The organism is Pseudomonas sp. M5 (assembly GCF_016907075.1).
In the GTDB taxonomy this organism is placed as follows: Bacteria; Pseudomonadota; Gammaproteobacteria; order Pseudomonadales; family Pseudomonadaceae; genus Aquipseudomonas; species Aquipseudomonas putida_E.
Genome location: NZ_JAFBBH010000001.1, coordinates 1,884,881 through 1,909,431, shown reverse-complemented (window position 1 = coordinate 1,909,431; position 24,551 = coordinate 1,884,881). Strand labels below are relative to the sequence as shown.

The following is a 24,551-nucleotide window of genomic DNA, read 5'->3' as shown; positions in this document are numbered from 1 at the left end:
TGTCACGATACGGCCTTTCCTCTGGCCCGTTTACCTCGCAGCGCCCCTGCTGCTGACAGCTTCATCAAGCGCTGAAATTTCGGACAGGCCAGGTGGTTTTCCTCTGAGCACTGCGCTGCATGCCGCAGCCCCTTGCCAAGTGCCTGCAAGCGTTTGACCTGTGCATCGATTTCGTCCGCCTTGGCCATCAGCCTCTGCCGATCGACCTGCTGGTCCACCAGCATCGCCCCGACTTCATCGAGGGAAAAACCTGCGGCCTGTCCCAAGGCGATCAGTGCCAGCCTGTCCGTAACATCGGCGGCGAACTGGCGCCGCTGGCCACGCCCGGCAAGTGACTCGAGCAGGCCTTTCTTTTCGTAGTAACGCAGTGTCGACGCAGGGACGCCTGTGCGTTTGGCGACATCGGCAATATCCATTGAGGGGCCTTGACTTGAAGTTGACTTCAACTTCTATGCTGCGTGGCAGGTTGCTTAATGTCAATTTCAGAGGGCTGAATCAATGACGCTTGCCATGCTACAAGCTGCTTTGCTGATCGGGGTCGGTGCTACCGTGATCATGGACCTGTGGGGGATGTTGCTGCGGCGCTTGGGTATCGCCACGCTGAACTTCGCCATGGTGGGGCGTTGGGTAGGGCATCTGCTGCGGGGGCGAGTACGGCATCAGGCAATTGCCAGGGCCGAACCGGTGGCGAACGAGCTGATCTGGGGGTGGTTGATCCATTATGGGATTGGTGTGTTGTTTGCGGTGGTGCTGGTAGGGGTGGCCGGCGAGGGCTGGTTACGCGCGCCGACGGTGTGGCCTGCATTGGCGTGGGGTGTGGTGACGGTGGCGGCGCCGCTGTGCTTCATGCAGCCATTGATGGGGGCAGGGTTCTTTGCCGCCAGGACGCCGACGCCTTGGCGTAATTGTCTGAAGAGTTTGGTTACGCACTTGGTATTTGGGATTGGGTTGTACTTGAGTGCCGGTTTTATTTCGGCTCTTTGAAGAAAGTGCTCGGGATTACAGGTGTCCCAGGATCGTGCGCCAGTTACTCAGCTTAGGCGAGCCATGCAGGGTGCAATTTCGGCCCCGCTCCGCTAGCATTAGCGATCTTCCGCTCGATCAGGCTACGATGGTTTTTCGATGAGTTATCAGGTTCTTGCACGTAAATGGCGTCCGCGCTCGTTCCGCGAAATGGTCGGCCAGGCCCATGTGCTGAAGGCCTTGATCAATGCCTTGGACAATCAGCGCCTGCACCACGCCTACCTGTTCACCGGTACCCGGGGCGTGGGCAAGACGACCATCGCCCGTATTATCGCCAAGTGCCTGAACTGCGAAACCGGCATCACCTCCACGCCATGTGGCACCTGTTCGGTGTGCCGGGAGATCGATGAAGGCCGTTTCGTCGACCTGATCGAGATCGACGCCGCCAGCCGCACCAAGGTCGAGGACACCCGCGAACTGCTCGACAACGTGCAGTACGCCCCCAGCCGCGGGCGCTTCAAGGTCTACCTGATCGACGAAGTGCACATGCTGTCCACGCACTCGTTCAACGCCTTGCTCAAGACGCTGGAAGAGCCGCCGCCCTACGTCAAGTTCATCCTCGCCACCACCGACCCGCAAAAGCTGCCGGCCACCATCCTGTCGCGCTGCTTGCAGTTCTCGCTGAAGAACATGAGCCCGGAGCGGGTGGTCGAACACCTGAGTCATGTCCTGGAGGCCGAGAACGTTCCGTTCGAGCCTGATGCCCTGTGGCTGCTGGGCCGCGCTGCCGATGGTTCGATGCGTGACGCCATGAGCCTCACCGATCAGGCGATCGCGTTCGGTGAGGGCAGGGTGTTGGCCGCCGATGTGCGGGCCATGCTCGGCAGCCTCGATCACGGCCAGGTCTATGGTGTGCTGCAGGCGCTGCTGGAAGGGGATGCGCGGGCGCTGCTGGAGGCGGTGCGCAACCTCGCCGAGCAGGGGCCGGACTGGAGTGGCGTGCTGGCCGAAATGCTCAATGTGTTGCACCGGGTCGCCATTGCCCAGGCGCTGCCCGAGGCGGTGGACAATGGTCAGGGTGATCGCGACCGAGTGCTGGCGCTGGCGTCGGCCTTGCCTGCCGAAGATGTGCAGTTCTATTACCAGATGGGCCTGATTGGCCGACGCGACCTGCCCTTGGCACCCGACCCGCGGGGCGGTTTCGAAATGGTCCTGCTGCGGATGCTGGCGTTCCGACCGGCCGATAGCGACGATGCGCCGAAACCGGTACTAAAGCCGGTGGGGATCAGCCAGGCCACAGCTGATCCTGCAACCCCGGTGGCAGCGCCCACGGTGGTCCCCGACGCGCCTGTCGTTGCTGCCGCAGCACCCGCTGCAGTGGTTGCGGCCCCGCAAGCCGAGCCTGCGGCTGTCGTCGAGGCAATGTCAGCTGCGCCACCACAGCCTGAGCCCAAGGCCGAGCTGGCCGAGCCCGAGCCGGCACCGCAAGAGGAAGTCATCGACCTGCCCTGGGAGGAGCCTGCTGCCAAGCCTGCTCCCGTTGCCGTTGAGCCGGAGCCTACGCCGGATGCCGCGCCCCAGCCCCCAGTCGCTGAGCCGCAAGATGCCCAGCCGGCCTATGACGAGCCGCCATTCGATCCGTCTGCCTACGCCTCGGCGGGCATGGAGCGTGATGACGAGCCACCGATGGATGAGGACTACTATGGCGGCGAAAGCGACCCGGTGGGCTTCAGCTATCTGGACGAGCTGGTCGAGCACGTTCAGGAAGAGGCCCCCATCGCTGCGCCCGAGCCGCTGCCGGCCGCCAAGCCCGCCACCGGCCTGGCCCTGCAATGGCTGGAATTATTCCCACAGTTGCCTGTGTCCGGGATGACAGGCAACATCGCCGCAAACTGTACGCTGATGGCTGCAGACGGTGACGACTGGCTGCTGCACCTTGACCCCGGTCAGGGCGCCTTGTTCAACGCCACCCAGCAACGCCGGCTGAATGAAGCGCTCAACCAGCACCTGGGGCGCACGCTGAACCTGCGCATCGAGCTTATCCTGCCTGAGCAGGAAACCCCGGCCCAGGCAGCCTCGCGCAAGCGTGCCGAGCGCCAGCAGGACGCCGTGGCGTCGATCGAGCAGGATCCGTTGATCCAGCAGATGATCAAGCAGTTCGGTGCCACCGTGCGACAGGATACTATTGAACCTGTAGAAGCCCTGGTCAGTCAGGGTCAGTAACGGATAACCATGCGGCCGGCCTGTGGCGGGCTGCATCACACGACCCAATCGAGGTATACCCCCATGATGAAAGGTGGCATGGCCGGCCTGATGAAGCAGGCCCAGCAGATGCAGGAAAAAATGGCCAAGATGCAGGAAGAGCTGGCCAACGCCGAAGTGACCGGCCAATCCGGCGGTGGCCTGGTCAGCGTGGTGATGACCGGTCGTCATGACGTCAAGCGCGTCAGCATCGATCAAAGCCTGATGTCGACTGAAGAAGACGACAAGGAAGTGCTCGAAGACCTGATTGCTGCTGCACTGAACGATGCCGTACGCAAGGTCGAGCAGAGCAGCCAGGAAAAAATGGGTGGCATGACTGCAGGCATGCAGCTGCCGCCGGGCTTCAAGATGCCGTTCTAAGGCATTTGCAGTTGAAAAGCCGCCACTGGGTTCCAGGGCGGCTTTTTTTGTGGTGTTGTTTACAGGTCGTTGCTGATGCTGCCTGGTGTATGCCTGGATGTTCTGGCGGCCTATGGAACGAGCGCCGCTTGTGATAGGTGAGATTTGACGCTGTCAGGCTGCGCCGGTATAAACCGCCTCTCATAGAATTATCAGGCCTTTCCCATGAGCTTCAGCCCCCTTATCCGCCAACTGATCGACGCCCTGCGCACGCTGCCGGGCGTCGGCCAGAAAACCGCCCAGCGCATGGCCCTGCAGTTGCTGGAACGCGACCGCAGTGGTGGGGTGCGCCTGGCCCAGGCGCTTAGCCTGGCCATGGAAGGGGTTGGCCATTGCCGCCAGTGCCGCACCTTGACCGAACAGGAGTTGTGCCCGCAATGCGCTGATACGCGCCGCGACGATACCCAGCTGTGCGTGGTGGAGGGGCCGATGGATGTGTATGCGGTGGAGCAGACCGGCTATCGCGGTCGCTACTTCGTGCTCAAGGGGCACTTGTCGCCGCTTGATGGCCTGGGGCCTGATGCTATTGGCGTGCCGCAGCTGATGGCGCGGATCGAGGAGCAGGGCAGCTTTACCGAGGTGATCCTGGCCACCAACCCGACTGTGGAAGGGGAGGCGACAGCACATTACATCGCGCAGTTGCTGGCCGAGAAGGGGCTGGTAGCCTCGCGGATTGCCCATGGCGTGCCGCTGGGCGGCGAGCTGGAGCTGGTCGACGGCGGCACCCTGGCACATGCCTTTGCGGGGCGTAAGCCGATTTCCCTTTGATTTGAATTGCTGGGGCCGCTGTGCGGCCCTTTCGCGACATAAGGCCGTACGCGGTCCCCTGTAGGGGCGGCCTTGTGTCGCGAAAGGGGTGCAAAGCACCCCAAGAATCACTCAGTACTCGCTCAGCGAAAACTCGGTCAGGCAGAAGGTCGGCACACCCGCCGCCTGCAGCCGGCGCGAACCGTCCAGCTCAGGCAGGTCGATGATCGCCGCCGCCTCGAACACCTGTGCACCGGTGCGGCGCACCAGGTTGGCTGCGGCCAGCAGTGTGCCGCCGGTGGCGATCAGGTCATCGAAGATCAGCACCGAATCGCCTTCGCACAGGCTGTCGGCATGCACTTCCAGGAAGGCTTCACCATACTCGGTCTGATACCCCTCAGATAGTACGTCAGCCGGCAGTTTGCCTTGCTTGCGGAACAGGATCAGCGGCTTGTTCAACTGGTGGGCGATGATCGAGCCGATCAGAAAGCCCCGGGCATCCATGGCGCCGATGTGGCTGAACTCCGCCTCGACATAGCGTTCGATGAACTGGTCGGCGACATAACGCAGCCCGCGTGGCGACTGGAACAGCGGGGTGATGTCGCGGAAGATCACACCCGGCTTGGGGAAGTCCACTACCGGGCGGATCAGGGCTTTGAGGTCGAAGGCTTCGCTGTGCATTGTTGCAGGTATCCTGAAAAACGAATGCGCCAGTATACCTTTTTCAAGCAGGCTTTCAGGCCTCCATCGCACCACCGGCCAGCGCACACAGCTGGATCGGGTCGAGGATGTGCACTTCCTTGCCCTCGGCACGCAGCAGGCCGTTCTGCTGGAAGCGGGTGAACACCCGCGACACGGTTTCAACGGCCAGGCCCAGGTAATTGCCGATTTCGTTGCGCGACATGCTCAGGCGGAACTGGTTGGCCGAATAGCCGCGGGCGCGGAAGCGTGCCGACAGGTTGACCAGGAAGGTGGCAATGCGCTCATCGGCGGTCTTTTTCGACAGCAGCAGCATCATTTGCTGATCGTCACGGATTTCACGGCTCATCACCCGCATCAGCTGGCGGCGCAGCTGGGGTAGTTGCACCGACAGCTCATCGAGGCGCTCGAACGGGATTTCGCACACCGAGGTGGTTTCCTGCGCCTGGGCCGAGACCGGGTAGGCTTCAGTGTCCATGCCGGACAGGCCGACCAGTTCGCTGGGCAGGTGGAAGCCGGTGATCTGCTCCTCGCCGCTGTCGCTCAGGCTGAACGTCTTGAGGGCGCCGGAACGTACGGCGTAAACCGAGCCGAAATTGTCACCCTGGCGGAATAGGAACTCGCCCTTTTTCAGCGGGCGTCCGCGTTTGACGATTTCATCCAGTGCATCCATGTCTTCCAGGTTGAGCGAAAGAGGCAGGCACAGGGGGGCCAGGCTGCAATCCTTGCAATGGGCCTGGCCGTGGGCGCGCAGTTTGACTGGCTCGGACATTTGAATCGATCCTTGTGGGAAAGCACACATAAGTCGTAAGGGTAACCTACGGCATAGGGTGTAGGCCAGTGTGCGCGAGGATGATGCGCCTTGGCCGAACCCCAGCTGCATCATGCCGGGGGTCCGTTCTTGCCCATAGTGTGCCTGGCAAGCGGGCTTGTCCACACGGTCAACGATTCGCTTGGCTAGATCACCCGCGAGAATCGCTGACGGTCGTGCATCGCCAGATACGCGTCGAACACCATGCATACCGAGCGGGCCAGCAGGCGCCCGGCCGGCAGGATGCGGATGCCCTTTTCGTCGAGGCGGATCAGGCCGTCCCTTTGCATGTTCAGCAGCGCTGGCCAAAGATCGTTGAAATAGCCCCGAAAATCGATGGTGAAGGCGCTTTCGATCGGCTCGAAGTCGAGCTCGAAGTGGCAGATCAGTTGCTGGATCACTGCCCGTCGCAGGCGGTCATCGTGATTGCACAGCAGGCCGCGCTGGGTTGCCAGCTGGGAGCCGGACAGCGCGTCCTGATAAGTATTGAGGTCGCTGCTGTTCTGGCAGTACAGGTCGCCGATCTGGCTGATTGCCGAAACCCCCAGGCCGATCAGGTCGCAGTGGCCGTGGGTGGTGTAGCCCTGGAAGTTGCGCTGCAGGGTACCTTCTTCCTGGGCGACGGCCAGCTCGTCGTCGGGCAGGGCGAAGTGGTCCATGCCGATGTAGCGATAGCCGGCGGCGGTGAGCTGCTCGATGGTGGCCCGGAGCATCTCCAGCTTGGCTGCCGGGGCCGGCAGGTCGTTGCTGTCGATACGCCGTTGCGGCATGAAGCGCTCAGGCAGGTGAGCATAGTTGAAGACCGAGAGGCGGTCGGGCTGCAGGCGGATCACTTCCTCGACGGTGCGGGCGAAGCCTTCCGGGGTCTGCTTGGGCAGGCCGTAGATCAGGTCCAGGTTGACCGAGCGGAACTGCAAGGTGCGCGCCGCCTCGATCAGGGTGCGGGTCTGTTCCAGGCTCTGCAGGCGGTTGATCGCGCGCTGCACCGCAGGGTCCAGGTCCTGCACACCGAGGCTCACGCGGTTGAAGCCCAGTTCGCGCAATAGGCCCATGGTCGACCAGTCGGCCTCGCGCGGGTCCAGTTCGATGCCGTAGTCGCCGGAATCATCGTCCAGCAGGTTGAAGTGCTGGCGCAGGGTGGCCATCAGCTGGCGCAGTTCCACATGGCTGAGGAAGGTCGGCGTGCCGCCGCCCAGATGCAACTGTTCAACACGCTGTTTAGGGTCCAGGTGGCAGGCGATCAGCTGGATTTCCTGCTCCAGGCGCTGCAGGTAGGGTGCGGCTCGGCCACGGTCCTTGGTGATCACCTTGTTGCAGGCGCAGTAGTAGCAGATGTTGGCGCAGAACGGCACGTGTACGTACACAGACAGCGGGCGCACGGCCCGGCGGCTTTCGCGCAGGGCGTGGAGCAGGTCGAACGAGCCGACTTCGCTGTGCAGTTGCACCGCGGTCGGGTAGGAGGTGTAGCGCGGGCCGGCCAGATCGTAGCGGCGGATCAGGTCGGCATCCCAGCGTAGATCTTCGAGCATGTGGGCGGTCCCCGGAATGAGCAGCAGTGCCCCGGAGTCTATGGTCGTCTGTAGGAATCTGTGTTGATTTGTATCAAGAGCTAGGGGGCCGCTGCGCAGCAGCGCCTGTCAGTGCCCCATCAGCCAATGCTGGTGCGGCCCCGGCAGTGTCCACAGGCCGAACAGGATGACCAGCAGTCCTCCTGCCATGCGCACGCTACGCCGCCGCAACAGGCTGTTGACCCGCTCCGCCGCCAGCCCCGTGGCCAGCAGCACCGGCCAGGTACCCAGCCCGAACGCCAGCATCAGCGCCGCGCTATACCCCGCATTGCCCTGGCTGGCTGCCCACAGCAAGGTGCTGTAAACCAGCCCGCACGGCAACCAGCCCCACAGCGCGCCAAGCAGCAGGGCCCGGGGCAGGCTGGAGACCGGCAACAGGCGCGAGGCCACTGGCTGGATATGCCGCCAAAGCCCTCTGCCCAGTGCTTCGATGCGTGTCAGCCCGCTCCACCAGCCCGCCAGGTACAAGCCCATGGCGATCAGCAGCAACGCGGCCACCACCCGCAGTGCCAGGGCGGCAGGGCTGCTGGCTACCGCCCAGCCGGCCAGGCCCAGCAGCAGGCCGGCGCAGGCATAACTGAGGACCCGCCCAAGGTTGTACGCCAGCAGCAGGCGCAGGCGCCGGCCGCGTTGCTCCGGCGGGATCGCCAGGGTCAATGCGCCCATCAGGCCGCCGCACATGCCCAGGCAGTGGCCGCCGCCGAGCAGGCCGAGGACCAGCGCGGAGCCGAGCAGGGGAAGCAGGTCAGGCACGGGGTGGTTGGTCCTTGTCTTGCGGCTCGTCGGGCTCTTGTTTGACAGCAGCCTGGTGGCGTGGGTCCTGGTCGTCGAACAGGATGCTGTGGGCAGGGCTTTCAAGGTCGTCGTACTGGCCGCTGTCCACCGCCCAGAAAAAGATGTACACGGCGACGCCGACGAGCAGCAGGGCGGCCGGGATCATGACATAGAGGGCTGGCATGGGCGGCTCCTGATCAGGCAATGGCAGGTTGTGGGGCGCTGGCGGTGGCCGCCACGCCCGGCAGCCGGGTCAGGCGCAGGGCATTGAGGACCACGATCAGCGAGCTGACCGACATGCCGACGGCGGCCCATACCGGGGTGATCCAGCCGAGCGCGGCAAACGGCAGCATGAGGCCATTATACAGGGTCGCCCAAAGCAGGTTCTCGAGGATGTTGCGGCGGGTGCGGCGGGCCAGGTCGAAGGCATGTACCAGCGCTTGCAGGCGGTTGCTCAACAGCACTGCATCGGCACTGGTCTTGGCAAGGTCGGTGGCACTGCCCATGGCAATGCTGATATCGGCGGCGGCCAGCACCGGCACGTCGTTCACCCCGTCACCCAGCATCAGAACCTTGCGCCCGGAGGTCTGCAGAGCCTTGAGCCGGTCCAGCTTGTCGTCCGGGCGCAGGCCGCCAATGGCCTGGTCGATACCCAGCTGAGCGGCCACTTCAGCGACCATGGGCGAGCTGTCGCCCGACAGCAGCAGGGTGCGCCAGCCGCGCGCCTTGCAGGCCGCCAGCAGGGCAGGGGCGTCCTCGCGCAGGCGATCGTCCAGGCCGAACCAGGCCAGCGGGCCTTGGCGATCCCCCAGCAGCAGCCATTGACCACGAGGCTCCGGGACAGTCGGGATTTCGGCGCCGCTGAGGGCGCAAACGAACGTGGGCTGGCCGATGCGCAGGCGTTGCCCGCCGACCAGCCCTTCCAGGCCCAGCCCAGGTACCGTTTGCACATCCTCCGCAGGCTCGGCATTGCGACCGAAGGCGCGGGCGATGGGGTGCTCGGAGCGGTTTTCCAGGGCGGCGGCAAGGGCCAGGCAGCGGTCGGCGGCCACCGCGCCCAGCGGGCGAATGCTGCGCAGCGTCAGGCGGCCCTCGGTGAGCGTGCCGGTTTTGTCGAAAATGACCGTGTCGATCTGGTTGAGGCCTTCCAGTACATGGCCGCGGGTGACCAGCAGGCCGAGCTTGTGCAGCGTACCGGTGGCGGCGGTCAGTGCAGTAGGGGTGGCGAGCGAGAGCGCGCATGGGCAGGTGGCTACCAGCATGGCCAGGACAATCCAGAACGCCCGTGTGGGGTCCAGGTGCCACCACCACAGGCCTATGACGATCGAGGCCACCAGCGTGAACAGCAGGAACCACTGCGATGCTCGGTCGGCTATTTGCGCCAGGCGTGGCTTTTCCGTCTGCGCGCGTTCCAGCAGGCGGACGATGGCCGACAGTCGCGACTCCTGGCCAAGGGCTTCGATTTCTACGTTCAGCGAGCTTTCGACATTCAGGGTGCCGCCGGTGACCCGGTCGCCGACCCGCCGCGGTTGCGGCAGGTATTCACCGGTCAGCAGCGACTCGTCGACGCTGGAGCGGCCTTCGACAATGCGCCCGTCAGCCGGGATCACTGCGCCGGGCAGCACCTGCACGGTGTCGCCGCGTTGCAGTTCGCTGAGCAGGATGCGCTCGCTGCGGCCAAGGCTGTCCAGGCGCAGGCAAGAGGCCGGTAGCAGGTTGACCAGTTGCGCGGTGGCCGCTGCCGTACGCTCGCGGGCGCGGCGTTCAAGGTAGCGGCCGGTGAGCAGAAACAGTGCGAACATGCCCACGGTGTCGAAATACAGTTCGCCACTGCCGGTGATGGCCGTCCAGATCCCGGCACCAAAGGCCAGGGCGATGGCCAGCGATACCGACACGTCCATGGTCAGGTGGCGGGTGCGCAGGTCGCGTGCGGCCCCTTTGAAGAAGGGCGCGCAGCTGTAGAACACGATCGGGATGGTGAGAAACAGCGCCACCCAGCGCAGGATGGTGTGCAGCTCGGGCGACAGGTCGATGTTGAATTCCGGCCAGGTGGCCATGGTCGCCATCATCGCCTGGAACCACAGCAGCCCGGCCACGCCCAGCCGGCGCAGGGCGCTGCGGTTTTCGCGGGCCAGTTGCTCGGCGGCCTGGTCGGGCTGGTAGGGGTGGGCGGCGTAGCCGATCTGGCGCAGCTCGGCCAACAATCGCGAGAGCGGCAGCCGTTGGTCTTCCCAACTGAGCAGCAGGCGATGGTTGGACAGGTTAAGACGTGCGTCGGCCACGCCGGGCAGGTTGCGCAAGTGCTTTTCGATCAACCAGCCGCAGGCGGCGCAGCTGATGCCTTCGACCAGCAGGGTGGTTTCGGCCAGCTCGCCCTGATGGCGGACGAAGGTCTGTTGCACGTCGCTGCGGTCGTACAGGGCCAGTTCGTCCTGCAACTGCTTGGGCAGGGCCTCGGGGTTGGCGCTATTGTCGCTGCGGTGCTGGTAGTAGTGTTCCAGCCCGCCGGCGACGATCGACTCGGCCACTGCCTGGCAGCCGGGACAGCAGAACTGCCGGGGCTGGCCGAGGACCACGGCGGTGAAGCGGCTGCCCGGGGGGACGGGCAGGGCGCAGTGGTAGCAGGGGGTGGGCTGGGTCATCACATCATTGCCTTACATATATCGGCTGGCCGGCGCGTTCCCCTGTAGGAGCGGCCTTGTGTCGCGAAAGGGGCGCGAAGCGGCCCCAAATTTTGAGCTTCGCAGCATAGATTGCTCAGCTTGGCAGCATAGGTTGCAGGGGCCGCTTCGCGCCCCTTTCCGACCGGTCCGGCGCCCCGGCAAGGCCGCTCCTACAAGTGTTCAGCGCCCTGGATGGCTTCATCGCCCAACTGCAAGGTCACACCATGCGCCACTTTTTCCTCCTCGAACAAGCGCCACACCTGGCCGCTTTCGCTACCCAGCAGCTCGACAAAGCGGCGCCCGTCCACCTTGTCTTCCAGTTGCCCCACATAGCGCCCTGCCTCGACCCGGCTCAGCAGCACCTTACGGTCCTTCTCTGGCTGGGTAGGTGAAATCAGGTTCAGCTCCAGGCTCTGCGGGTCGCTGCTGCCGGCCAGGCGCAGGTCCACTTCGCCCGTCAGCTCGTCCAGGTGCACGCTGGCCTTCAAGCCCAGGTTCTGCGCCAGCAATTCACGGTCCAGCGAGCGGTTGATGCCTTTGCCAGCCTCGTAGTAATTGTCGTTGACCAGGTTGTCGGGGTTGTTCACGGCGATGCTGACCATGGTCAGGCTCAGGCATACCGAGGTGGTGAGGATGCCGATGATGATCCAGGGCCAGAGGTGCTTGTACCAAGGGCTGGTGGCGGTGGCGGCAGGCATGGTTCGCGTTCTCTCTCAGCGGATCTGTGGGCCGATGAAGCGGCTCTTGGCTTCGACCTCGGCAGCGCTGTCATCGGCGCTTTTGAGGGTGAAGGTGATTTCGTTGGTGGTCGAGGGCAGCTTCTCGGGGGCGACCGACAACTGCACCGGCAGGCTGACGATATCGCCGGCGGCCACGCGGATTTCCCGCTGGCCTTCGAGCCGCAGGTCAGGCAGGCCAGCGGCGTCCAGCACGTACACGTGATCACGCTGGTCCTTGTTCATGACCTTGAGGCTGTACACGTTCTCGATACGCCCCTGGGCGTTCTCGCGGTACAGCACGCGGTCCTTGCTGACGTCGAAGCCCACCAGCGAGCGGGTGGCGAAGGCGGTGGCCAGGGCGCCGATCATCACCAGCAGCACCAGTGCGTAGCCGATCAGCCTTGGGCGCAGCATGTGGGTCTTCTGCCCCGACAGGTTGTGTTCGGTGGTGTAGCTGATCAGGCCTTTGGGGTAGTTCATCTTGTCCATGATGCTGTCGCACGCGTCGATGCAGGCGGCGCAGCCGATGCACTCGATCTGCAGCCCGTCGCGTATGTCGATGCCGGTGGGGCAGACCTGTACGCACATGGTGCAGTCGATGCAGTCGCCCAGGCCCTGGGCCTTGTAGTCCGTGTCCTTCTTGCGCGGGCCGCGGGTTTCACCGCGGCGCGGGTCGTAGGAGACGATCAGGGTGTCCTTGTCGAACATCACGCTCTGGAAGCGTGCGTAGGGGCACATGTACACGCACACCTGCTCGCGCAGCCAGCCGGCGTTGCCGTAGGTGGCCAGGGTGAAGAAGCCGACCCAGAAGTAGGCCCAGCCATCGGCCTGGCCGGTGAAGAATTCGATGGCCAGTTCGCGAATCGGCGAGAAGTAGCCGACGAAGGTCATACCGGTGACGAAGCCGATCAGCAGCCACAGGCTGTGCTTGGTGAACTTGCGCAGGAACTTGTTGGCGCTCATCGGGGCCCGGTCAAGCTTCATGCGCTGATTGCGGTCGCCTTCGGTGACCTTTTCGCACCACATGAAGATCCACGTCCACACGCTTTGCGGGCAGGTGTAGCCGCACCATACGCGGCCGGCATACACGGTAACGAAGAACAGGCCAAAGGCGGCGACGATGAGGATGCCCGAGAGCAGGATGAAGTCTTGCGGCCAGATGGTGGTGCCGAAGATGTAGAACTTGCGCTCGGGCAGGTTCCACCAGACGGCCTGATGGCCGCCCCAGTTCAGCCAGACAGTGCCAAAGTACAAAAGGAACAGCGCTGCCCCGCCGACCATCCGCAACCTGCGGAACAGGCCGGTGAAGGCGCGGGTGTAGATTTTCTCGCGAGAGGCGTAGAGGTCGACGGAATCCTTCCCTTTGCTGGCAGGCGGGGTAACGTCATGTACCGGAATTTGCTTGCTCATCATCAAGTCCCACGGCAGTGGAGAAATGCCGCAGCCAGTGCGTGCCGGCCGCAGTCTCGCGCGTTCTGCTAACGCTGCGACCCATGATACGCCGCTGATGGCACGCCGGGGTCGCTCTGCGACCTTTAGTCGCGTTGGGTTCGGGGTGTTGATCGTGTTAAGGCGGGTGTCAATTGATCCAGGTCATCTAGCGCTGAATCTACCGGCCCTATCGCCGGCAAGCCGGCTCCCACGCCGTGCGGGGGCCGGCTTGCCGGCGATAGGCCAGTGCAGGCATCACTCGGCCTTTTCAGGCTCCTGCTCCTGATGCGACAGGCTGTACACATAAGCCGCCAGCAGGTGCACTTTGTCATTGCCCTGCAGCTGCTCCTGCGCCGGCATCTGCCCCTGGCGACCATAACGGATGGTCTGTTGCAACTGGGCGAAGCTCGAACCGTAGATGAACGCCTGCGGGTGAGTCAGGTTCGGTGCGCCCATGGCGGGTGTGCCCTTGCCTTCAGGGCCATGGCACGCCACGCAGTTGGCGGCGAAGATCTTCTGCCCGTTCTCGACATCGGCCTTGGCGCCTTCGGGCAGGCTACGGCCATCGAGCTTGCTGATCACGAAGGCCGAAACGTCGGCCACACCTTGTTCACCAATCACTTCCGACCACGCCGGCATCACGCCATGGCGGCCGCCCATGATGCTGGCCTTGATGGTTTCCGGCTCGCCGCCCCAGCGCCAGTCGTTGTCGGTGAGGTTGGGGAAGCCGTAGGCGCCCTTGGCGTCGGAGCCGTGGCACACCGAGCAGTTGGACGCAAACAGCCGCGCGCCCATCTTCAGCGCTTGCGGCTGCCTGGCCACTTCTTCGATAGGCATGGCCGCATACTTGGCAAAGATCGGCCCGAAGCGGGCATCGGCCTTGGCCATTTCCTTTTCCCACTCGTGCACGCCGGTCCAGCCGGGCTGACCGTTGGTGAACTCGGTCTGCTTGTCGTTATCCAGGTACGAATACCCTGGCAGCACGCCTTTCCAGTTGCCCAGGCCCGGGTACAGCACCAGGTAGCCGAGGGCGAAAATGATGGTGCCGACGAACAGCCAGAACCACCATTTGGGCAGGGGGTTGTCGTATTCCTCGATGCCATCGAAGGCATGCCCGACGGTTTCGTCGGTGACCTCTTCGCGCTGGCCCTTGCGGGTCGACAGCAGTAGCCAGGTCAACGCGAAGATGGTGCCCAGGGTCAGGACGGTGACGTACAGACTCCAGAAGGTTGTCATTGTTGTTTGCTCCCAGAAGCTTTTGCTTGCGCTTGCTCGACGTGCGTTTTGGCCTCGGGGTCATCGGCGAACGGCAGTTGGGTTGCCTCGTCGAACTCCTGTTTGCGCCGTGGGTTGAACACCCACAGCGCCAGGCCCACGAAGGCCACCATCACCACGACGGTGCCCAGGCCGCGAATCATCCCGATATCCATCAGCGTCACCGTTTGCTTTTGATGATGGTGCCAAGACCTTGCAGGTACGCGACCAGTGCGTCCATTTCGGTCTTGCCCTTGACCGCGTCGCGGGCACCGGCGATGTCGGCATCGGTGTACGGCGTGCCCAGGGTACGCAGCACTTCCAGCTTCTTCGCGGTGTCTTTGCCGTCGAGCGTGTTCTCCACCAGCCACGGGTAGGATGGCATCTTCGACTCCGGCACTACGTTGCGCGGGTTGTACAGGTGTGCGCGGTGCCAGTCATCGGAGTAGCGGCCACCGACGCGGGCCAGGTCCGGGCCGGTACGTTTGGAGCCCCACAGGAACGGGTGGTCCCACACGCTTTCACCGGCCACCGAGTAGTGGCCGTAGCGCTCGGTTTCGGCGCGGAACGGCCGGATCATCTGCGAGTGGCAGCCCACGCAACCTTCGCGGATGTAGATGTCACGGCCTTCGACTTCCAGCGCGGTGCGCGGCTTCATGCCTTCGACGGGTTTGTTGGTGACGTCCTGGAAGAACAGCGGGACGATCTGGGTGAGGCCACCGACGCTCACGGCGATGACCATGAAGAAGGCCAGCAGGCCGATGTTCTTCTCGACAGCTTCATGCTTCATCAGTGGGCTCCCACAACGACGATCTTGGCGGCTTCATCCGCTTCTGCCGGGTTGGCGGCGCGTACGGTGCGCAACACGTTGTAAGCCATCAGCAGCATGCCGGAGGCGAAGAACGCACCGCCCAGTGCGCGGACGATGTAGCCCGGGTGGCTAGCCTGCAGGGCTTCGACGAAGGAGTAGGTCAGCGTGCCGTCATCGTTGATGGCGCGCCACATCAGGCCTTGGGTGATGCCGTTGACCCACATCGAGGCGATGTACAGCACGGTGCCGATGGTCGCCAGCCAGAAGTGCGCGTTGATCAGGCCCACGCTGTGCATCTGATCGCGGCCATACAGGCGCGGGATCATGTGGTACACGGCGCCGATCGAGATCATCGCCACCCAGCCGAGCGCGCCGGCGTGTACGTGGCCGATGGTCCAGTCGGTGTAGTGCGACAGCGAGTTCACGGTCTTGATGGCCATCATCGGGCCTTCGAAGGTGGACATGCCGTAGAACGCCAGCGATACCACGAGGAAGCGCAGGATCGGGTCGGTGCGCAGTTTGTGCCAGGCACCGGACAGGGTCATCATGCCGTTGATCATGCCGCCCCAGCTCGGCGCCAGGAGGATGATCGACATCACCATGCCCAGCGACTGCGCCCAGTCGGGCAGTGCGGTGTAGTGCAGGTGGTGCGGGCCTGCCCAGATGTACAGGGTGATCAGTGCCCAGAAGTGGACGATCGACAGGCGATACGAGTAGATCGGCCGCTCGGCCTGCTTGGGCACGAAGTAGTACATCATCCCCAGAAAGCCGGTGGTGAGGAAGAAGCCCACGGCGTTGTGGCCGTACCACCACTGGATCATCGCGTCGGTGGCGCCGGAGTAGGCCGAGTAGGACTTGAACAGGCTCACCGGCAGCGAGATGTGGTTGACGATGTGCAGCATCGCGGTAACCACGATGAAGGCGCCGTAGAACCAGTTGCCGACGTAGATGTGCTTGGTCTTGCGCTTGACGATGGTGCCGAAGAACACCAGCCCGTAAGTCACCCAGACGATGGCCAGCAGGATCGCCAGTGGCCACTCGAGCTCGGCGTATTCCTTGGTGGTGGTGTAGCCCATCGGCAAGGTGATCAGCGCACCGACGATCACGGCCTGCCAACCCCAGAAGGTAAAGGCGGCCATGCTGTCGGAAATCAGCCGGGTCTGGCAGGTTCGCTGCACCACGTAGTAGCTGGTGCCGAACAACGCACAGCCGCCGAAGGCGAAGATGACCAGGTTGGTGTGCAAGGGGCGCAGGCGGCCGAAGCTGGTCCAGGGCAGGTCCAGGTTCAGTTGCGGCCACACCAGCTGCGAGGCGATGAAAACGCCCAGGCCCATGCCAAGGATCCCCCAGACCACCGTCATGATGGCGAACTGGCGGACGACCTTATAGTTATAAGCAGTCGGACTGATTGCTGTGCTCATTCTAAGGTTCCACGGTTTTGGTGTTCTTGTTGGTTGAAAAATCGGCGCCAGTATCGATAACCGCCAGGGTTATGGCAACGCAAGGAGCCCTGCGCCGACCCGTGTCCGGGCCCTTATGCCGGTGTCCCGCGGCAATAGGGTTCGGGCGATTGTACACAAATAAATATTTGTAATGTGTACCGTTTTTCATCTTTTTCTGATCGATCGGTCAAGCTTTTTTTCCAGGCGGCGTCAGGCGATGCACCGCGTCTGCTTCGCTGGATTGACAGCGAAGGCCACTGTGGCAACAAGCTTAGTTCTGTTCGGAGGGGGTGCAAGGCGGGGCTAGGGGCGGGGAGGTGCTGGGGCCGCTTTGCGGCCCCGGGGTGTTACTTGGCAGTCACGGTTGCAGGCATATCACCCTGCGAAAGGCTGTACACATAAGCCGCCAGCAAATGCACCTTGTCGTTGCCCTGGATATCCACCTGGGCCGGCATTTGCCCCTGGCGGCCATAGCGAATGGTCTGCTGCAGCTGGGCAAAGCTCGAACCGTAAATGAACGCCTGCGGATGGTTCAGGTTAGGCGCGCCCATGGCTGGGGTGCCATTGCCCTCGGGCCCGTGGCAGGCCACGCAGTTGCCGGCGAAGATCTCCTTGCCCTTGGCCACATCAGCCTTGGCGCCTTCCGGCAGGCTGCGGCCATCGAGGTTGCTCAGCACGTAGGCGGCTACATCCGCCACGCCCTGTTCGCCGATCACCTCAGCCCAGGCGGGCATCACGCCGTGGCGGCCATTCATGATCGACGCCTTGATGGTTTCGGGCTCGCCGCCCCAGCGCCAGTCGTTGTCGGTCAGGTTGGGGAAACCATAGGCGCCTTTGGCGTCCGAACCGTGGCACACCGAGCAGTTGGAGGCGAACAGGCGGCCGCCCATCTTCAATGCCTGCGGGTCCTTGGCCACTTCCTCGACCGGCATGGCCGCGTATTTGGCGAAGATCGGGCCGAACCTGGCGTCGGCCTTGTCCATTTCCTTCTGCCACTCGTTCGCGCCGGTCCAACCATTCTCGTAGCCGGGCAGGACGCCCTTCCAGTTGCCCAGGCCCGGGTAGAGGATCAGGTAGCCCACCGCGAACACCAGTGTGCCGACGAACAGCCAGAACCACCACTTGGGCAGCGGATTGTCATACTCCTCGATGCCGTCGAAGCTGTGCCCCATGGTCTGGTCGGTGGTGTTGCTGCTCTGGCCCTTGCGGGTCGACAGCAGCAGCCAGGTCAGGCCGATCAGGCTGCCGATGGTCAGTACGCAGATGTACGTACTCCAGAAGGTAGTCATTGGGGATTACTCCTCATGCCAGTGTCCTGCCCGGCAGGGGGCAGGCGGTCGTCGACGAAGGGCAGCAGGCGCGCTTCGGCGAAATCATGGTCGCGGCGGCGGTTGAACACCCACAGCGAAAGGCCGATGAAGGCAATCATCACCACCAGGGTGCCCACGCCGCGGATCATGCCGATATCCATTTCCATCGCACTCACCTCTTGTTCTTGATCGCGGTGCCGAGCACCTGCAGGTAGGCGACCAGGGCGTCCATCTCGGTCTTGCCCTTGACCGCATCACGCGCACCGGCAATGTCCTCGTCGGTGTACGGCACCCCCAGGGTGCGCAGGGTGCGCATCTTGGTGTCGGTGTGGCTGTTGTCGACCTGCTGGGCGACGAGCCATGGGTAGGACGGCATCTTCGACTCCGGTACCACGTTGCGCGGGTTGTACAGGTGCGCGCGGTGCCAGTCGTCGGAGTAGCGCCCGCCGACCCGGGCCAGGTCCGGGCCGGTACGCTTGGAGCCCCACAGGAACGGGTGGTCCCACACACTTTCACCGGCCACCGAGTAGTGGCCGTAGCGTTCGGTCTCGGCGCGGAACGGGCGGATCATCTGCGAGTGGCAGCCCACGCAACCTTCGCGGATATAGATATCGCGGCCTTCAAGCTGCAGCGCGGTGTAAGGCTTCATGCCTTCGACCGGCTTGTTGGTGACGTCCTGGAAAAACAGCGGGACGATCTGGGTCAGGCCGCCGATGCTGACGGCGAACACCATCAACAGGGCCAGCAGGCCGACGTTTTTTTCGATGACTTCATGTTTCATCAGGCAGGTCTCCTCAGGCCAGCTGGGCGTTGGCAGGGGCGGCCTCGGTGGCCGGTGCACGTACGGTGCGCCAAGTGTTCCAGGCCATCAGGAACATGCCACTGAGGAAGATCGCGCCACCGACGAAACGCACGATGAAGCCCGGATGGCTGGCCACCAGGGTTTCCACGAACGAGTAGGTGAGCGTGCCGTCGCTGTTCACCGCGCGCCACATCAGGCCCTGGGCGATGCCGTTGACCCACATCGAGGCGATGTACAGCACGGTGCCGATGGTCGCCAGCCAGAAGTGCGCGTTGATCAGGCCGATGCTGTACATGCGTGCCTTGCCGAATACTTGCGGAATGGTGTGGTACAGCGCGCCGATGGAGATCATCGCCACCCAGCCGAGGGCGCCGGCATGCACGTGGCCGATGGTCCAGTCGGTGTAGTGGGACAGGGCGTTGACCGTCTTGATGGCCATCATCGGGCCTTCGAAGGTGGACATGCCGTAGAACGCCAGCGATACCACGAGAAAGCGCAGGATCGGGTCGCTGCGCAGTTTGTGCCAGGCACCGGACAGGGTCATCATGCCGTTGATCATGCCGCCCCAGCTGGGGGCCAGCAGGATCAGCGACATCACCATGCCCAGCGACTGCGCCCAGTCGGGCAGCGCGGTGTAGTGCAGGTGGTGGGGGCCGGCCCAGATGTACAGGGTGATCAGCGCCCAGAAGTGGACGATCGACAGGCGATAGGAATACACCGGGCGTTCGGCCTGCTTGGGCACGTAGTAGTACATCATCCCCAGGAAGCCTGCAGTGAGGAAGAAGCCCACGGCGTTGTGGCCGTACCACCACTGCACCATGGCGTCGGTGGCCCCGGCGTAGACCGAGTACGACTTGGTCAGGCTGACCGGCAGTTCGAGGTTGTTGATGATGTGCAGCATGGCCACGGTCAGGATGAAGGCACCGAAGAACCAGTTGCCGACATAGATATGCTTGGTGGTGCGCTTGATCAAAGTGCCGAAGAACACGATGGCGTAGCAGACCCAGACGATGGTGATCAGGATGTCGATCGGCCATTCCAGCTCGGCGTATTCCTTGGAGCTGGTGTAACCCAGCGGCAAGGTAATGGCCGCCAGCAGGATGACCAGTTGCCAGCCCCAGAAAGTGAACGCGGCCAGCCCTGGTGCGAAGAGGGTGGTCTGGCAGGTGCGTTGCACCGAATAATAGGAGGTGGCGAACAGTGCACAGCCGCCGAACGCGAAGATCACCGCATTGGTATGCAGTGGGCGCAGGCGGCCGAAGCTGGTCCAGGGGAGGTCGAAGTTCAGGGAAGGCCAGGCGAGCTGGGCGGCGATGAAGACGCCGAGCCCCATCCCGACGATTCCCCACACCACCGTCATGATGGCGAATTGGCGGACCACCTTGTAGTTATAGGCGGTACTGCTGGTTGTGTTCATGTATGGGTTCCCATCCACGGTTATTGGCAGGCTTTACAGCGAGGCAAGCATGATTAATGGGCAACGTGCCGGTATTGACGGGGATCAATGGGCGAAGATCGGAAATGTCCCAGGCTTGCACTGCAATCCGGCGCAGAATCAGCAAGATGGCAGTGCTGCGGCGTGCCTGATCCTGGCCCATGGCGCTGGCGCGCCGATGGACAGCGGGTTCATGGATGAAATGGCGCAAAGGCTGGCGGCGCTTGGCGTAGGGGTGGTTCGCTTCGAGTTCCCTTACATGGCCGAGCGCAGGGCAGGGGGTGGCAAGCGGCCACCCAACCCACAGAAGGTGCTGCTCGAATGCTGGCGCGAGGTGTACCGGCAGGTGCGACCTTTGGTCACGGGCAAGCTGGCGATTGGCGGCAAGTCAATGGGCGGGCGCATGGCCAGCCTGCTGGCCGACGAGTTGGGTGCTGACGCGCTGGTGTGCCTGGGCTATCCGTTCTATGCCGTGGGCAAACCGGAAAAACCACGGGTCGAGCATTTGGCGGGCTTGCAGACACCGACGTTGATCGTGCAGGGCGAGCGGGATGCGCTGGGTAATCGTGAAGCCGTGCAGGGGTATGCGCTGTCACCGTCGATCGAGGTGAGCTGGCTGGTGACAGGCGATCATGATCTGAAACCGCTGAAGGCTTCGGGGTTCAGCCATGAGCAGCATTTGCAGGCGGCGGCTGAGAAGGTTGCGGGGTTCCTCAGAGGCTGACTACCTGTAGGAGCGGCCTTGCCGGGGCGCCGGACCGGTCGGAAAGGGCTGCGAAGCAGACCCAGGATTCAGCAGCGCAACAACAATTGCTGGGTCTGCTTCGCAGCCCTTTCGCGACACAAGGCCGCTCCTACAAGCGACCGTGTGTGCAGCAACAGATCAGTCGCGGTACTCGCACAGGTAGGCAGTGTCCACCGCCACTTTCAGCTGGAACTTGCTGTCGGCGGCCACATTGAACTTGTCGCCGGCGTTGAAGGTTTCCCAGTTGTCGCTGCCCGGCAGCTTGACGGTCAGTGCACCGGAAACCACGTGCATGATTTCGCGCTTGGCGGTGCCGAACTCGTATTCGCCCGGTGCCATGACGCCGACGGTGGCCGGGCCTTCAGTGCCTTCGAAGGCGATCGACTTGACGGTACCATCGAAGTACTCGTTGACCTTGAACATGGGGCGACTCCTGAAAAAGAGGGGATGAAAAAGGGCTGGCCAGTATGCCCAAGCCCATCCCCCCCGTCATCTGCTTTCAGGCGCCTCTGAGCTCAAATGCCCGGCAGGCTCAAGGGCAATAGCCGCGCGGTATTGCGGGCATCCTCCAGCGCCCGGTGCTGTTGCCCGCAAAAATGCATGCCGGCCAGTTGCAGGGCACCGTTGAGGCCCGTCGGGCGCTGCAGGTGACGAGCCTTGGCGAAGCGCTGCTTGAGGTTGATATGTGGCAGGTCGCGCAACAGGCTGTCGAGCTCATGTTGCTGCCATTCCTGCAGTAACTGCTGGCGGTCGTAATCACCCCAGCTGACCCAGGCCTGCAATTGCCCGCGATGGTGCCCCAACCAGCGTTCGAAACGCGCCCATACCTCGGGAAATGGCGCTGCGCTATCCACATTAGCCTGGCTGATGTGTGTCAGTTCGCGGCAGAACGGCGTCAGTTGCGGCCGCCGCCTGGGCCGCACAAAGCGCTGGAAGTGGTCTACTTCGCGGCCTTCACGGGTCACCAGGCTGGCGCCGATTTCAATGATTTCCATCTCTGTCACCGGCCAGCCACCGTCATCGGTGGTAGCTTCCAGGTCGATCACCAACCAGTGGCCCATACCAGGCTCCCTCGCCATACATGCCAAAGCAGCGTAGCCAATGTCGGGCGTCACGGCATCCCCTGGCAAAATGCCCTCACTTTGGCATAACCAGCAGTTGTGCCTTGCCAGGAAAACGCCTAGCTTAGGCGCATCCAGGTATGAACCGTGATGAGTGTCCGTCTTGACTCCAGCGCCCGGCCTGAAGGCTTTGACCACCCTGTTGATGCTGGCCGCGGTATGGCTGGCGGCACCGGTCTGGGCTGCCGACGCCATCGAGGTAAAGGTCGGCGCTGCGCATTTTCCGCCTTATACGGTTCGCCCCGAGCAGGGTGCCGACACCGGGCTGCTGCCGCAACTGGTCGAAGCGTTGAACCGCCTGCAGCAAGATTATCGCTTCGTGCTGGTGCCCACATCGATTCAGCGGCGCTTTGGCGATTTCCAGCAAGGCCGCACCGACATGGCCATCTTCGAAAACCCGCAGTGGGGCTGGCAACGGATACCGCATCAGGCGGTGGACATGGGCCTGGAAGATGCCGAGGTGTTCGTCGCCAAACAGGCCGATGGCCGGGACCAGCACTATTTCGATGACCTCGCCGGCAAACGGCTGGCGCTGTTCAACGGCTACCACTATGCATTCGCCCGTTTCAACCCGGACCCCAACTACCTGCGCAAGGCCTACAACGCCACGCTGACCTATTCGCACGACAGCAACCTGCTGATGGTGCAGGCCGGCAGAGCCGACATCGCCCTGGTGACGCGCTCGTACCTCAGTGATTTCCTGGCGCGCAACCCGGCCAGTCACGACCAGTTGATGGCCTCCACGCGCATCGACCAGGTCTACCATCACTATGCTTTGCTGCGCCCCGGCGCGCCTATCAGCGACGCGCAATTGGCCGCGCTGCTGCGCCACCTGCGTGATACCGGGGAGCTTGCCCGCATCTTCCAGCCTTACCGGATCACCGTCCAAGCCCCCCATGACTAAATTCCCCGATTGCAGTGACGTTTTCAGAAGTGAGCCTTTCTTTCATTTTCTGTGAGCCCTGACCATGCCGTTCGATGCCGCTTCGCAACCCTTGTCACAGCCTCGCTGGCGCAGCCTGAGCGCTGAAGAGGGCGATTGCTGGTTGAGCCTGACCCTGGAGGGCCGCCCGCTGATCCAGGTGCGCCTGGCGCCAGCCGCTACCCTGGCGGTGCATGTTGAACGCCTGTGCCCCGAACGCCCACAGCAGGCCCTGTGGGCCGCCTGTTATTGGTTGTTGTCGCGTGACCCAGCCTGCCAGCGCCTTGCCTGGCACCTGCCGCAGTCTGTACCTGAGGCCCTCGCCAGCGGCCTGCTGCTCACCACGCAACAGCCAGGCGTATACCTGTGCGAGCGCTCCATGTTCTGGCAATTGCCACAGCCCTGGCTCGGCCAGCCGGACAGCGGCGCGTACCCGCAACAGATGCAGATCAACAATGGCAAACGCCACCCGCGCCGCGCACCCAAGCCCCGTGGCGAGGTCTATCGACGCTTCGATACGCGCCTGGGGAGTTGGGTGTCGCTGCGCACCCTGGAGCTCGAACAGGACCTGGAGCGCTTCAATCGCTGGCAGAACGATCCGCGTGTGGAGCAATTCTGGCAGGAGGGCGGGTCGTTGGAGCAGCACAGGGAATACCTGGCCAAGCTGGAAGCCGACCCGCACACCGTGACCTTGATCGGCTGCTTCGACGATCAGCCATTTGCCTACTTCGAGGCTTATTGGGCCAAGGAGGACCGCATCGCGCCGTTCTATCAAGCCGACGACTACGACCGCGGCATCCACATGCTGGTGGGTGAGCAGGCGCATCGCGGTCCGCACAAGGTCGCCAGTTGGTTGTCGGCGCTGGTGCATTACCTGTTTCTGGATGACCCACGCACCCAGCGGGTGGTGGCCGAGCCCCGTGCCGACAATGGCAAGATGATCGGCTACATGCACGACCAGTGCTTCCATTGCGACAAGGAGTTCGATTTTCCGCACAAGCGCGCAGCGTTGATGATTCTGGGGCGGGAGCGGTTTTTCGATCGTTGCAGGCTGGCTTAGGGGGGCTTCGAGCTGCAAGCTGCAAGAGAAGGGCGCGTCGCCGCTGATTCATCTTGCAGTTTGCAGCTGCTTCAGGCCTGGCGGCTGGCGGTCTTGCGGCAATGAACCAGCGCATCACGGATCATGAAGTTGACCAGCGTGGGCGACACGCCCAGCTCCTTGGCGATGTCTTTCTGCGGCACGCCGTGCAGGCGGTACATCTCGAAAGCGTAACGGGTGCGCTGGGGCAGCTCGTTGAGCGCCTCGGCAATGTGCTCGAGGGCCGCCAGGTTGATGTGCGTGGCCTCGGGCGAGGCGTTCTGGATGACCACGTTCAAGCCTTCCTCTTCGCTGCCTGAGTACCTCAGCTCCATCGCCTGCTTGCGGTAATGGTCGATGGCCAGGTTGCGCACGATCTGGAACAGGTAGCTGAGCTGGGCCTTGAACGACGAGGTGATCTGGGGGGCGGCGCCGAGCCGGAAGAAAGCGTCCTGCACCACGTCTTCGGCCCGTGAGCGGCAGCCGGTGATGCGGGCTGCGATCTTGACCAGGATGCTGCGGTTGTCGACGAATGCCTGGAGTAATGGTGAATCGCACTTACTTGTGGATAGTTGTTCCGCCATGGAAATCACCT

Annotated in this window: 27 protein-coding genes; 7 read left to right on the top strand and 20 right to left on the bottom strand. The window is 63.3% G+C overall.

Annotation, left to right across the window (positions count from 1 at the left end; all coding sequences use genetic code 11):
• Positions 1–2 precede the first annotated feature (2 nt).
• Entirely contained in the window at positions 3–416 is a 414-nt protein-coding gene (locus JOE27_RS08580) for a helix-turn-helix domain-containing protein (protein WP_119687518.1), read from the bottom strand.
• An 82-nt stretch (positions 417–498) separates the two neighbouring features.
• Between JOE27_RS08580 and JOE27_RS08575 the strand changes: the two genes are divergently transcribed.
• The 4 genes from JOE27_RS08575 (at position 499) to recR (ending at position 4,392) form a co-directional block, all read left to right on the top strand.
• Entirely contained in the window at positions 499–984 is a 486-nt protein-coding gene (locus JOE27_RS08575; RefSeq protein WP_046785300.1) for a DUF2938 domain-containing protein, read from the top strand.
• A gap of 138 nt (positions 985–1,122) precedes the next feature.
• Entirely contained in the window at positions 1,123–3,186 is a 2,064-nt protein-coding gene (dnaX, locus tag JOE27_RS08570; RefSeq protein WP_204918535.1) for a DNA polymerase III subunit gamma/tau, read from the top strand.
• 63 nt (positions 3,187–3,249) lie between these two features.
• Positions 3,250–3,585, top strand: coding sequence for a YbaB/EbfC family nucleoid-associated protein (locus JOE27_RS08565; RefSeq protein WP_012315418.1), 336 nt, complete (start codon positions 3,250–3,252; stop codon positions 3,583–3,585).
• Between the two features lie 204 nt (positions 3,586–3,789).
• Positions 3,790–4,392: a recombination mediator RecR gene (gene recR / locus JOE27_RS08560; protein ID WP_012315417.1), complete on the top strand. Its 603-nt coding sequence runs from the start codon at positions 3,790–3,792 to the stop codon at positions 4,390–4,392.
• 111 nt (positions 4,393–4,503) lie between these two features.
• On the opposite strand, the gene JOE27_RS08555 is transcribed toward recR, so the two are convergent.
• From JOE27_RS08555 to ccoN (JOE27_RS08480), 16 genes are all read right to left on the bottom strand, one after another.
• Positions 4,504–5,052 carry an adenine phosphoribosyltransferase gene (locus tag JOE27_RS08555; RefSeq protein WP_003254303.1) on the bottom strand — a complete coding sequence of 183 codons (549 nt, stop codon included), beginning with the start codon at positions 5,050–5,052 and terminating at the stop codon, positions 4,504–4,506.
• Positions 5,053–5,107: 55 nt separating this feature from the next.
• Positions 5,108–5,842 carry a Crp/Fnr family transcriptional regulator FnrA gene (fnrA, locus tag JOE27_RS08550; protein WP_012315416.1) on the bottom strand — a complete coding sequence of 245 codons (735 nt, stop codon included), beginning with the start codon at positions 5,840–5,842 and terminating at the stop codon, positions 5,108–5,110.
• 185 nt (positions 5,843–6,027) lie between these two features.
• Complete coding sequence (hemN, locus tag JOE27_RS08545; RefSeq protein WP_174142616.1) at positions 6,028–7,410, bottom strand: oxygen-independent coproporphyrinogen III oxidase; 1,383 nt, start codon at positions 7,408–7,410, stop codon at positions 6,028–6,030.
• Between the two features lie 108 nt (positions 7,411–7,518).
• On the bottom strand, positions 7,519–8,202 hold the full coding sequence (locus tag JOE27_RS08540; RefSeq protein ID WP_046785297.1) for a sulfite exporter TauE/SafE family protein: 684 nt from the start codon (positions 8,200–8,202) through the stop codon (positions 7,519–7,521).
• The gene (gene ccoS, locus JOE27_RS08535) at positions 8,195–8,407 is read right to left on the bottom strand and encodes a cbb3-type cytochrome oxidase assembly protein CcoS (RefSeq protein WP_046785296.1); all 213 of its coding nucleotides are present in this window, start codon (positions 8,405–8,407) and stop codon (positions 8,195–8,197) included. The genes JOE27_RS08540 and ccoS overlap by 8 nt, the downstream gene beginning before the upstream one ends.
• A 13-nt stretch (positions 8,408–8,420) precedes the next feature.
• On the bottom strand, positions 8,421–10,865 hold the full coding sequence (locus JOE27_RS08530) for a heavy metal translocating P-type ATPase (protein WP_204918533.1): 2,445 nt from the start codon (positions 10,863–10,865) through the stop codon (positions 8,421–8,423).
• Positions 10,866–11,056: 191 nt separating this feature from the next.
• Entirely contained in the window at positions 11,057–11,584 is a 528-nt protein-coding gene (locus tag JOE27_RS08525) for a FixH family protein (protein ID WP_046785426.1), read from the bottom strand.
• 15 nt (positions 11,585–11,599) lie between these two features.
• The gene (ccoG, locus tag JOE27_RS08520; protein ID WP_046785294.1) at positions 11,600–13,015 is read right to left on the bottom strand and encodes a cytochrome c oxidase accessory protein CcoG; all 1,416 of its coding nucleotides are present in this window, start codon (positions 13,013–13,015) and stop codon (positions 11,600–11,602) included.
• A 276-nt stretch (positions 13,016–13,291) separates the two neighbouring features.
• Entirely contained in the window at positions 13,292–14,272 is a 981-nt protein-coding gene (gene ccoP, locus JOE27_RS08515; protein ID WP_204918531.1) for a cytochrome-c oxidase, cbb3-type subunit III, read from the bottom strand.
• Positions 14,269–14,466 (bottom strand): CcoQ/FixQ family Cbb3-type cytochrome c oxidase assembly chaperone, encoded by a 198-nt coding sequence (locus JOE27_RS08510; RefSeq protein ID WP_012315408.1) that lies wholly within the window; start codon positions 14,464–14,466, stop codon positions 14,269–14,271. The genes ccoP (JOE27_RS08515) and JOE27_RS08510 overlap by 4 nt, the downstream gene beginning before the upstream one ends.
• Before the next feature lie 5 nt (positions 14,467–14,471).
• Positions 14,472–15,080, bottom strand: coding sequence for a cytochrome-c oxidase, cbb3-type subunit II (gene ccoO / locus JOE27_RS08505; RefSeq protein ID WP_046785292.1), 609 nt, complete (start codon positions 15,078–15,080; stop codon positions 14,472–14,474).
• Positions 15,080–16,522, bottom strand: a complete 1,443-nt coding sequence (gene ccoN / locus JOE27_RS08500) for a cytochrome-c oxidase, cbb3-type subunit I (RefSeq protein ID WP_012315406.1) — start codon at positions 16,520–16,522, stop codon at positions 15,080–15,082. Before ccoN (JOE27_RS08500) ends, ccoO (JOE27_RS08505) begins: the two co-directional genes overlap by 1 nt.
• A 368-nt stretch (positions 16,523–16,890) precedes the next feature.
• On the bottom strand, positions 16,891–17,832 hold the full coding sequence (ccoP, locus tag JOE27_RS08495) for a cytochrome-c oxidase, cbb3-type subunit III (protein WP_046785291.1): 942 nt from the start codon (positions 17,830–17,832) through the stop codon (positions 16,891–16,893).
• Positions 17,829–18,020 (bottom strand): CcoQ/FixQ family Cbb3-type cytochrome c oxidase assembly chaperone, encoded by a 192-nt coding sequence (locus tag JOE27_RS08490; RefSeq protein WP_012315404.1) that lies wholly within the window; start codon positions 18,018–18,020, stop codon positions 17,829–17,831. Before JOE27_RS08490 ends, ccoP (JOE27_RS08495) begins: the two co-directional genes overlap by 4 nt.
• Positions 18,021–18,025: 5 nt before the next feature.
• Positions 18,026–18,634, bottom strand: coding sequence for a cytochrome-c oxidase, cbb3-type subunit II (ccoO, locus tag JOE27_RS08485; RefSeq protein WP_023381403.1), 609 nt, complete (start codon positions 18,632–18,634; stop codon positions 18,026–18,028).
• Between the two features lie 13 nt (positions 18,635–18,647).
• Positions 18,648–20,072: a cytochrome-c oxidase, cbb3-type subunit I gene (gene ccoN / locus JOE27_RS08480; protein ID WP_012315402.1), complete on the bottom strand. Its 1,425-nt coding sequence runs from the start codon at positions 20,070–20,072 to the stop codon at positions 18,648–18,650.
• Between the two features lie 49 nt (positions 20,073–20,121).
• On the opposite strand from ccoN (JOE27_RS08480), the gene JOE27_RS08475 reads away from it, so the two are divergent.
• Positions 20,122–20,814, top strand: coding sequence for an alpha/beta family hydrolase (locus tag JOE27_RS08475; RefSeq protein WP_239539318.1), 693 nt, complete (start codon positions 20,122–20,124; stop codon positions 20,812–20,814).
• 159 nt (positions 20,815–20,973) lie between these two features.
• Here JOE27_RS08475 and JOE27_RS08470 read toward each other — a convergent pair whose 3' ends face one another.
• Together JOE27_RS08470 and JOE27_RS08465 are read right to left on the bottom strand one after the other, a co-directional pair.
• Positions 20,974–21,258 (bottom strand): pyrimidine/purine nucleoside phosphorylase, encoded by a 285-nt coding sequence (locus JOE27_RS08470; RefSeq protein WP_012315400.1) that lies wholly within the window; start codon positions 21,256–21,258, stop codon positions 20,974–20,976.
• A gap of 92 nt (positions 21,259–21,350) precedes the next feature.
• Positions 21,351–21,896 carry an exonuclease domain-containing protein gene (locus JOE27_RS08465; RefSeq protein ID WP_119687513.1) on the bottom strand — a complete coding sequence of 182 codons (546 nt, stop codon included), beginning with the start codon at positions 21,894–21,896 and terminating at the stop codon, positions 21,351–21,353.
• 163 nt (positions 21,897–22,059) lie between these two features.
• Here JOE27_RS08465 and JOE27_RS08460 point away from each other — a divergent pair, with 163 nt between their 5' ends.
• Together JOE27_RS08460 and JOE27_RS08455 are read left to right on the top strand one after the other, a co-directional pair.
• Positions 22,060–22,860: a transporter substrate-binding domain-containing protein gene (locus JOE27_RS08460; protein ID WP_204918529.1), complete on the top strand. Its 801-nt coding sequence runs from the start codon at positions 22,060–22,062 to the stop codon at positions 22,858–22,860.
• A 64-nt stretch (positions 22,861–22,924) separates the two neighbouring features.
• Positions 22,925–23,938: a GNAT family N-acetyltransferase gene (locus JOE27_RS08455; RefSeq protein ID WP_204918527.1), complete on the top strand. Its 1,014-nt coding sequence runs from the start codon at positions 22,925–22,927 to the stop codon at positions 23,936–23,938.
• 71 nt (positions 23,939–24,009) lie between these two features.
• Here JOE27_RS08455 and JOE27_RS08450 read toward each other — a convergent pair whose 3' ends face one another.
• Positions 24,010–24,540, bottom strand: a complete 531-nt coding sequence (locus JOE27_RS08450; RefSeq protein ID WP_119687510.1) for an RNA polymerase factor sigma-70 — start codon at positions 24,538–24,540, stop codon at positions 24,010–24,012.
• Positions 24,541–24,551 lie beyond the last annotated feature (11 nt).

Excerpts from the sequence above, each read along its gene's own strand:
- ccoN (WP_012315402.1), bottom strand. The coding sequence starts at position 20,072 with ATGAACACAACCAGCAGTACCGCCTATAACTACAAGGTGGTCCGCCAA.
- ccoP (WP_204918531.1), bottom strand. The coding sequence starts at position 14,272 with ATGACAACCTTCTGGAGTCTGTACGTCACCGTCCTGACCCTGGGCACC.
- recR (WP_012315417.1), top strand. The coding sequence starts at position 3,790 with ATGAGCTTCAGCCCCCTTATCCGCCAACTGATCGACGCCCTGCGCACG.
- JOE27_RS08490 (WP_012315404.1), bottom strand. The coding sequence starts at position 18,020 with ATGGAAATGGATATCGGCATGATCCGCGGCGTGGGCACCCTGGTGGTG.
- JOE27_RS08580 (WP_119687518.1), bottom strand. The coding sequence starts at position 416 with ATGGATATTGCCGATGTCGCCAAACGCACAGGCGTCCCTGCGTCGACA.
- JOE27_RS08475 (WP_239539318.1), top strand. The coding sequence starts at position 20,122 with ATGATTAATGGGCAACGTGCCGGTATTGACGGGGATCAATGGGCGAAG.
- JOE27_RS08450 (WP_119687510.1), bottom strand. The coding sequence starts at position 24,540 with ATGGCGGAACAACTATCCACAAGTAAGTGCGATTCACCATTACTCCAG.
- ccoO (WP_023381403.1), bottom strand. The coding sequence starts at position 18,634 with ATGAAACATGAAGTCATCGAAAAAAACGTCGGCCTGCTGGCCCTGTTG.
- ccoP (WP_046785291.1), bottom strand. The coding sequence starts at position 17,832 with ATGACTACCTTCTGGAGTACGTACATCTGCGTACTGACCATCGGCAGC.
- JOE27_RS08465 (WP_119687513.1), bottom strand. The coding sequence starts at position 21,896 with ATGGGCCACTGGTTGGTGATCGACCTGGAAGCTACCACCGATGACGGT.
- JOE27_RS08455 (WP_204918527.1), top strand. The coding sequence starts at position 22,925 with ATGCCGTTCGATGCCGCTTCGCAACCCTTGTCACAGCCTCGCTGGCGC.
- ccoO (WP_046785292.1), bottom strand. The coding sequence starts at position 15,080 with ATGAAGCATGAAGCTGTCGAGAAGAACATCGGCCTGCTGGCCTTCTTC.
- JOE27_RS08555 (WP_003254303.1), bottom strand. The coding sequence starts at position 5,052 with ATGCACAGCGAAGCCTTCGACCTCAAAGCCCTGATCCGCCCGGTAGTG.
- JOE27_RS08575 (WP_046785300.1), top strand. The coding sequence starts at position 499 with ATGACGCTTGCCATGCTACAAGCTGCTTTGCTGATCGGGGTCGGTGCT.
- ccoG (WP_046785294.1), bottom strand. The coding sequence starts at position 13,015 with ATGAGCAAGCAAATTCCGGTACATGACGTTACCCCGCCTGCCAGCAAA.
- JOE27_RS08470 (WP_012315400.1), bottom strand. The coding sequence starts at position 21,258 with ATGTTCAAGGTCAACGAGTACTTCGATGGTACCGTCAAGTCGATCGCC.
- ccoN (WP_012315406.1), bottom strand. The coding sequence starts at position 16,522 with ATGAGCACAGCAATCAGTCCGACTGCTTATAACTATAAGGTCGTCCGC.
- dnaX (WP_204918535.1), top strand. The coding sequence starts at position 1,123 with ATGAGTTATCAGGTTCTTGCACGTAAATGGCGTCCGCGCTCGTTCCGC.
- hemN (WP_174142616.1), bottom strand. The coding sequence starts at position 7,410 with ATGCTCGAAGATCTACGCTGGGATGCCGACCTGATCCGCCGCTACGAT.
- JOE27_RS08530 (WP_204918533.1), bottom strand. The coding sequence starts at position 10,865 with ATGACCCAGCCCACCCCCTGCTACCACTGCGCCCTGCCCGTCCCCCCG.
- JOE27_RS08525 (WP_046785426.1), bottom strand. The coding sequence starts at position 11,584 with ATGCCTGCCGCCACCGCCACCAGCCCTTGGTACAAGCACCTCTGGCCC.
- JOE27_RS08510 (WP_012315408.1), bottom strand. The coding sequence starts at position 14,466 with ATGGATATCGGGATGATTCGCGGCCTGGGCACCGTCGTGGTGATGGTG.
- ccoS (WP_046785296.1), bottom strand. The coding sequence starts at position 8,407 with ATGCCAGCCCTCTATGTCATGATCCCGGCCGCCCTGCTGCTCGTCGGC.
- JOE27_RS08565 (WP_012315418.1), top strand. The coding sequence starts at position 3,250 with ATGATGAAAGGTGGCATGGCCGGCCTGATGAAGCAGGCCCAGCAGATG.
- fnrA (WP_012315416.1), bottom strand. The coding sequence starts at position 5,842 with ATGTCCGAGCCAGTCAAACTGCGCGCCCACGGCCAGGCCCATTGCAAG.